Here is a 2,927-nt window from a genome sequence, read left to right on the forward strand (position 1 = left end):
ACGCCGCCGAACACCACCACGCCGGAAGCCGATTCCGATCAGGCGGCTGCGGTCGCCAAGGCCGTCTCCGAGCCGGCAGGCAACACCGCACAGTCCACGTCACAGGCGTTGTCACTGAACGCATCGCCAACGGTGCAGGCGCCGGCGGCGATAACGAACGCGTCGTCGAATTCGACGCAAGCCAGTTTGCTGAACGCATTGCAGACTGCCGACGGTCCCGGGTTGCCGACTCCGAGCAACAACTGGCTGGGGCTGAATCCCACCCTCTACACCGTGCTGCTCAAGCAGGACACCGGTCTCGGCTACTTCTCGAACGGCATCGTGGCCTTCTGGTCGCAGCTTGCTCAGCAGTTGGTTTCCGGTCCTGGTGGTAGTACGGCCGGTGCCAGTGGTGCCTGGTATCCCACCCCGCAGTTCGCGACTCTGGGATTGGGCAACCTGGGCGGTGTCGGGCATGTGGGTGCGGTGTCCGCCGGGGCGGGCCAGGCGGGCCGGATCGGGATGCTTTCGGTGCCGCAGAACTGGGCGACGTTGACCTCGGCGGTCAGCCCGGTGTCGGATCTGGAGGCCACGCCGCTGCAGGCCGCGGGCAGCGGGGGAGCCAATCCCGCGGCCAATGGTCTGCTGCGCGGCATGCCGATCGGATCGGTCGGCCGGCGCGGGGCCGCCGCGGGCTACGTCAACAAATACGGCTTCCGCTACAGCGTGCTCACCCGACCACCCTCGGCCGGATGACGTCATGGATTCCACGACACATGGAGGCGATGCCCGCGTGATCCACGTAATCGACCCAGCAGCAATGGCTGATGCGCCAGCAAACCATTCCCGGACTGTCGCCGGGCCCGACGGAAGGGAAGCAATCTAAATGTCATTTGTCACCACACAGCCGGAGGCGCTGGCAGCGGCAGCGGGCAGCCTCCAAACCATCGGCTCAACGTTGAGCGCTCAGAACGCCGCGGCAGTGGCCCCAACGGCGGGGGTGGTGCCGGCTGCTGCCGACGAGGTGTCGGCGCTGACGGCAGCGCAGTTCGCTGCGCACGCACAGATGTATCAGGCCGTCAGTTCTCAGGCGACGGCGATCCACGAAATGTTTGTCAACACCCTGAGCACCAGCTCCGGGTCGTACGCGGTGACTGAGGCGGCCAACGCGGCCGCGACTGGTTAAGGAGTCAATGATGTTGGGTTTGGATTACGGAGCGTTTCCGCCGGAGTTCAATTCGGCGCGGATTTATTCGGGTCCGGGGTCGGGGTCGTTGATGGCTGCGGCATCGGCGTGGAGCGCATTGGCGGCCGAGCTCAATGCGTCGGCATTGAGTTATGAGAAGGTGATCACCTCGCTGGCGAGCGAGGAGTGGCTGGGGTCCGCGTCGCTGACCATGGCCCAGGCGGTCGAACCGTACGTCGCGTGGATGACGTCGACGGCGGCTCAGGCCGAGGAGACGGCCACCCAGGCGCGGACAGCGGCGGCGGCCTATGAGACCGCGCTGGCCTCGTCGGTGCCGCCCCCGCTGATCGCAGCCAACCGGATGCAGTCCAAGCAGCTGCAGGCGACGAATGTGCTGGGGCAGAACACGCCGCTGATTGCCCAACTGGAGGCCCAGTACGGCGAGATGTGGGCTACCGATGCAAGTGCGATGTACAGCTACACGGGTCAGTCGACGGCGGCCACCAAGAGCCTGCAGCAGATCCAGCCGGCGCCGAAGATCACCAATGATGCCGGGGAGAGCCAGGCCACCACGGTCAGCAAGGTGGCCGGCCAGACGGCGGCGGGCAACGCTGCCAACACGGTGAACTCGACGACGCAAGCCGGCACAAGTGCAGGGACCAAGGCTGCAGCCGCCGCGGCGCAGCAGGGCACCGATCCGCTGTCCGAACTCTGGTTCTTGTTGACCGGGCAGACCACGCTGCCCACCAGCCTGGGATCGGCGGTCAACGGGTACAGCCCGTTCGCCAGCCTCTTCTACAACACTGAGGGTCTGCCGTACTTCAGTACGGGTATGGCCAACACCTTCACCCAGATCGCCAAGTCGGTCGGGGCGATTGGTGGGGCGGCTCCGGCCGCGGCCAAGGCGTTGCCCGGGCTTGGTGGTCTGGGCGGCATGTTGGGTGGCGGTGCGGCAGCCGCGCACCCGGTGGCGGCCTTGGGGAGTGCAGCCTCGGTGGGTGGCAAGTTGTCGGTGCCGGTGTCCTGGTCGGGTGCGTCGTCGTCGGTGCCTGCGACGTTGGGCCGTGCGATTCCGGTCAGCAGCATCAGTGCCGCCCCGGAGGCGGCCGGTGGACCGGGCAACCTGCTCGGGGGCATGCCGCTGGCCGGTACCGGTGCGGCCGGGCACGGTGTGGCTGGCCCCAAGTACGGATTCCGGCCCACCGTCATGGCCCGCCCACCCTTCGCCGGATAGTTCCGAGCGGCGCGTGATCGACAACGCGCCCTGCCTCCGAAACACGGGCGGCAGGGCGCGTTTTCGCGCATTCGCGGCACCGCCTGACAAATTGAACCCAGGCTTTATCTGCGGCCGGATTTTTATCCCGCACTGGGGTTTTCAGGTCGACGCAGTCGCCCAAAAACCGCCCCTCCTGTCCCGACGGTGAGTCCGGCGTGGATGACCATACGGGGTGTTCCTGCAGGTAATGCCGCTGCCGTCAACCCGTGGCCGATGGCGCGCCGCTCTTGCCGCTACGCCGCAATCCCAATCTCAAAACTGTCGTCGCCGACGAGTGGCCATATCGCGAAGCGGCGATGAGGCGGCGCGGCCATTTAGCCTTCCCAAGCAAGCGAATTCTGAAGGTCATCAATGAGAGACCACTTGCGAGGGGACAAATGCCGTTCAAGCCGGGGGCTTCGTAACCATGGACTTCGGGGCGTTTCCGCCGGAGTTCAATTCCGGTCGCATGTATGCGGGTCCGGGGTCGGGGTCGATGATGGCCGC

4 protein-coding genes are annotated in these 2,927 nt (G+C 66.4%); all 4 read left to right on the forward strand.

Annotation, left to right across the window (positions count from 1 at the left end; all coding sequences use genetic code 11):
- The coding region (locus tag A5625_RS23490; protein ID WP_197516205.1) for a PE/PPE C-terminal domain-containing protein at positions 1-735 on the forward strand (735 nt) is incomplete at its 5' end.
- A 130-nt stretch (positions 736-865) separates the two neighbouring features.
- Positions 866-1,165, forward strand: a complete 300-nt coding sequence (locus A5625_RS23495) for a PE family protein (RefSeq protein ID WP_066999824.1) — start codon at positions 866-868, stop codon at positions 1,163-1,165.
- A 13-nt stretch (positions 1,166-1,178) separates the two neighbouring features.
- A complete protein-coding gene (locus tag A5625_RS23500) occupies positions 1,179-2,399 on the forward strand; it encodes a PPE family protein (RefSeq protein WP_066999828.1) in 1,221 nt (406 codons plus the stop codon).
- 448 nt (positions 2,400-2,847) lie between these two features.
- On the forward strand, positions 2,848-2,927 hold an 80-nt coding region (locus A5625_RS29305; RefSeq protein WP_156748483.1), incomplete at its 3' end, for a PPE domain-containing protein.

The organism is Mycobacterium sp. 1465703.0 (genome assembly GCF_001672975.1).
GTDB lineage: Bacteria > Actinomycetota > Actinomycetes > Mycobacteriales > Mycobacteriaceae > Mycobacterium.

Coding starts and splice junctions, on each gene's coding strand:
- A5625_RS23495 (WP_066999824.1), top strand. CDS start 866: ATGTCATTTGTCACCACACAGCCGGAGGCGCTGGCAGCGGCAGCGGGC.